The organism is Acinetobacter sp. UBA6720, from assembly GCF_002454215.1.
Lineage (GTDB): Bacteria > Pseudomonadota > Gammaproteobacteria > Pseudomonadales > Moraxellaceae > Acinetobacter.
Map to the genome: position 1 here is coordinate 1 of NZ_DKIK01000169.1, position 4,276 is coordinate 4,276.

General features: G+C 46.1%; 4 protein-coding genes. All 4 read right to left on the minus strand.

The window, feature by feature from the left end; genetic code table 11:
- The coding region (locus B4F08_RS14335; RefSeq protein WP_291374928.1) for a patatin-like phospholipase family protein at positions 1-1,041 on the minus strand (1,041 nt) is incomplete at its 3' end.
- Between the two features lie 161 nt (positions 1,042-1,202).
- Positions 1,203-2,822, minus strand: a complete 1,620-nt coding sequence (locus B4F08_RS14340; RefSeq protein ID WP_291374930.1) for an ABC1 kinase family protein — start codon at positions 2,820-2,822, stop codon at positions 1,203-1,205.
- A gap of 12 nt (positions 2,823-2,834) precedes the next feature.
- Complete coding sequence (locus B4F08_RS14345; RefSeq protein ID WP_086209678.1) at positions 2,835-3,506, minus strand: ubiquinone biosynthesis accessory factor UbiJ; 672 nt, start codon at positions 3,504-3,506, stop codon at positions 2,835-2,837.
- A gap of 23 nt (positions 3,507-3,529) precedes the next feature.
- Positions 3,530-4,276 (minus strand): bifunctional demethylmenaquinone methyltransferase/2-methoxy-6-polyprenyl-1,4-benzoquinol methylase UbiE (ubiE, locus tag B4F08_RS14350; RefSeq protein ID WP_291374932.1); only part of this gene is annotated, 747 nt, incomplete at its 5' end.

The following is a 4,276-nucleotide window of genomic DNA, read 5'->3' on the forward strand; positions in this document are numbered from 1 at the left end:
TTCCACCATTTCCAAGAACTCATCGCCTAAGCGCTGACTTTCAGAAATACATTGGTTCCACATTTGAATGCGCTGTTTTTGGTCGAGCCCTTTGAGGGTGAAATCTTTACGATCGGGCAGGCGCCCTAAAGGTAAGCTTTGTAAGTAGTCTTGGGATGGAGATAAGAGCAGGGTACGGGCTTGATTTTCAGGATTGGCGCGACGTTTAAACAGTTTATCAAACCAGCCCGGCGTAATGCTGTCCGTAAAGTGTGGATAAAGCACAATGCCTTGACTCTCAAAAGGCAGGTCAATGTGATAGTCAATCAGACCACCATCGCGATAACTGCCTTGGGGTGCATCTGGAATATCGCGAATCGCGGCCATCACGCCTGGAATAGAGGCTGAGGCAATCAGCCAAGGCAGAACATTTGCAGCGGTGAGACTGTGATAATGAGTGAGGAAATCATCTTCTACTTTAAATTGTTTGCCAATGTTGGGCTGGCTAATCACCCGTTGCATAAAGTGGCGGCTATGTTTCCGTGCAACAGCGGTTGTGCCGATGATCCCTGCTACAGAGGCCAAGAGCGGTAGAACTTGGTCACTTTGGAAGATGTGCTGTGCTTTAATCGAGAGGACTGCAAGGTGGTAGTCTGGATGATCTACTAGTTCCTCTTCTTTACCTTGCACCAAGTCGAGCAGCATGCCACGGCAAATATCACTGACTTCTTGGCGTTGCATTTTTTTGTCAAAATACAGGTTGGTATAGAGTTCACCTAAACGTTCAGTACCTGCTTTTGCACCGTGCGCCAAGATGCTGGCAAAGCGCCAACTGCCAATAGACGAACCAATCAGTGTCCGTCTTTGTGGTGCATGGGCAAAGAACTCACCAAAAATGGCTTGGTCTAAACCTTGAATTCCGATGCCTTTGGGTCCACCTGCGGCACCAGGTACAATATCGACCTGTTCAGCTTGTAAGCCTTCGCTTTGAATGAGTTGACGTGCTAATTTGCCTGCACGAATGCTTAAAGCGGGAGGGTGTTTATGCAGGATTTGAGTCATCGTGATTATTCAAAGAGACAATATATATTGTCATTTTAACTGACGAGAGAACGAGCGCATTGGCAAAAGTGATCCAATAATGACTTGGAGGTCACTTCCTACTTAAACGTTAAACATAAAAAAGCCTGAGAGACTCAGGCTTTTAATACAGCAGAACGCGTTTATTTAAACATACGCCACACCGCCAGTAAGCCAGTGAGTACAATTAAGATCACTGAAATAAACCATGGCGAGATAATCGCAATCGACAGCAAAATGGCCATGAGACTACCAAAAATCCAGCTCCGTTTTTGCTGATGCTCCATTTGCAAGCGCATACTTTGTAGTTCATTGAGCTGTTTGGCATGCCAAGCTGATTGGTTTTTAAGACCATTTAAGCTATCGACCAACAGCGTTGGGAAGTCTTGCGCCCCTAAAAGTAAGTCCGGAATTTTTTGTCCCAGCTCTTTTAGGTTCTTCTGTGGATTCATTTGTGCTTTGATCCAATCGGTCAGGATTGGCTTTGCCAAACTCCAAATGTCCAGCTCAGGGTAAAGGTCTGTGCCTAAACCCTCAACATGCACGAGGGTTTTAAGCAGTAGCATCAACTGTGGTGGAATTTCCAAATGGAAACGACGTGCGATATCCATCACTTGAATCAAAATGCCTGCGAAGTCCAATTCATGCATGGGTTTGGACACCATTGGCCCGACCGTGCGACGCATTTCACGTGCTAGAGCATCTTGGTCTGTGCCCGGTGGAATCCAACCAGCTTGATGCACGATTTGAATCAGTTGCATAAAGTCGCTGTTCATGACCGCAAGCAGCATACGTGCCACAGTCATTTGGTCGTGCTTCGACAACTCTCCCATAATGGCACAGTCCAACGCAATATAACGTGGTTGGCTTGGGTTTAGGGTTTCAACGAAGACATTGCCTGGATGCATGTCGGCATGGAAAAAGTTGTCACGGAAGACTTGGGTAAAGAAAATGGTTAAGCCTTTTTCCGCTAGATCTTTACGATCCATGCCCAGCTTTTCAAAGGTTTCAATGTCTGAAATAGGAACGCCCGTAATGCGTTCAGCCACCATTACGTCTTTGCTGTCCATATAGACTTCAGGCACATACATCATGCTTGAGCCTGTAAAGTAATGGCGCATACGACGGGTATTGTCGGCTTCTAAGGTCAAATCCAGTTCATTTAAAATGACTTGACGATAGTCCTGAATAATTTCAGATAAGTGCAGTGCACGCGCGGCTTCTAGGCGTTTTTCCAGGAAATTGCCCAGCCATTCTAAAATTTCAAAGTCATGTAAAATTTGACTACGAATATCGGGACGGGTGACTTTCACCACCACTTCGCGCCCATCATGTAAAGCGGCCGTATGGACTTGAGCAATCGAGGCGGCTGCCAATGGCTGTTCGTCGAAGCGTGCAAACAACGTATTTACATCGGCTTTCAGTGATTCTTGAATACGCATTTTCGCCACATCAGAACCAAACGGTTTGACACGGTCTTGGAGTAAAACCAGTTGTTGTAGCACTTCAGGTGGAATCAGGTCACGACGAGTAGACAGGAGTTGTCCCATTTTAATCGCCAGTGGTCCCATTTCCTCTAAAGCCAGTTTCAGCTTCAATGGGTTTTTGCGTTCACGGCTGGACCATGCCGCTGGATGCATGCGAATTAGCCCTAGTGCATGACGTGCTTTTTCAGGCAATTCTTCCGCAGGAAACAACGTGTCGAGTCTATAGTGCGCGGCAATGCGCCAAAGTTCGAGTAAACGTGAAACGTGCGGAATCATATATGCAAATACCTAGTTTTGAGTTGAGTCTTGAGTGTCAATCTGTGCTTGAAGCTGTTGAATTTTGGCTTCGGCACGATCTAAGTTTTGATTCAGAATACGGGTGTCTTGGTGTAGATCATCCATTTGCCAACGCGGGGCAAATAGACCACTGTCTTCTTTTAAGGCATCTTCAGCAAAAAACAAATGACTTTGTAAGGTTTGTTTGATGTGCTTCGGTGCCAGTTGGATTTTGGCCAGTTCATGCGCCAAACTTGGGCCAAGCCACGGGCTTAGATGCGCAGCCAAGTCTGGCTCAGCTTGTTGCATAATCCGTTGAATATCTTGCAGAAGGTGATAATCGCCTTGGAGCGGGATATTGCCAACATCATCCGCCAGTAAAAGCTTGAATAGCTCAACCACATTGGCCACCGTTAAAGTCGCGGTTGCTGGGGTGTGAGACTGAGCTTGATCAAAAGGGCGTTGTTCAAAAATGGATGCTGTTTCACTATGCCCCGTAACGGTAGGTTCTAAGCGCACTTTAGTGTGGTCAAAGAACACATCTACAGACAGTTGCGGGGATGCGATCACCACACGTAACATCTTGCCTTGTAGTTCATTGAGCTGGATGCGAGTGATCGCATCCAAATTAATCACATGATGAATTAATCGTTCAACTGCACCGAGTGCCAGAATCGACCACATAATTTGCCCTTAAACGTTTAATTTTAAAGTTTAAAACCACGGTGTACAGCAACAATACCACCTGTCAGGTTGTGATAGTCACAGTTTTGGAAGCCTGCATTTTCCATCATGCCTTTGAGCGTGCGTTGGTCTGGGTGCATACGAATCGACTCGGCTAAATATTTATAGCTTTCTGAGTCATTGGCAATGATTTTGCCCATGATCGGCAGTGCGGTGAACGAGTATAGGTCGTACAGTTTTGAAAATGGCTCAAATACAGGTTTAGAAAACTCTAAGACCAATAAACGACCACCTGGCTTAAGCACGCGATACATCGCAGCAAGTGCCGCATCTTTATCGGTCACATTACGTAGACCAAATGAGATGGTGAGTAGGTCGAAGCTGTTGTCTTCAAATGGCTCTAGGGTTTCAGCATTGGCTAATACGAAATCAACATTGGTACAGCCAGCATCAATCAGGCGGTCACGGCCAACATTCAACATAGATTCGTTAATGTCTGAAAGTACCACATGACCAGTAGGGCCGACTTCACGACTAAATACTTTAGCCAAGTCACCTGTCCCGCCAGCAATATCTAGCACGCGTTGACCACGACGTACCCCAGACATATTGATCGCAAAGCGTTTCCACAGACGGTGAATACCAAACGACATTAAGTCATTCATAATGTCGTATTTGCTCGCAACCGAGTGGAAAACTTCAGCCACTTTTTGAGCTTTGTCTTCACTGCTGACCGTTTGGTAACCAAAGTGTGTGGTACTACCGACGTT

Bases quoted from the DNA above. Each gene is read 5' to 3' on its own strand.
- B4F08_RS14340 (WP_291374930.1), bottom strand. From the start codon at position 2,822: ATGATTCCGCACGTTTCACGTTTACTCGAACTTTGGCGCATTGCCGCG.
- B4F08_RS14345 (WP_086209678.1), bottom strand. From the start codon at position 3,506: ATGTGGTCGATTCTGGCACTCGGTGCAGTTGAACGATTAATTCATCAT.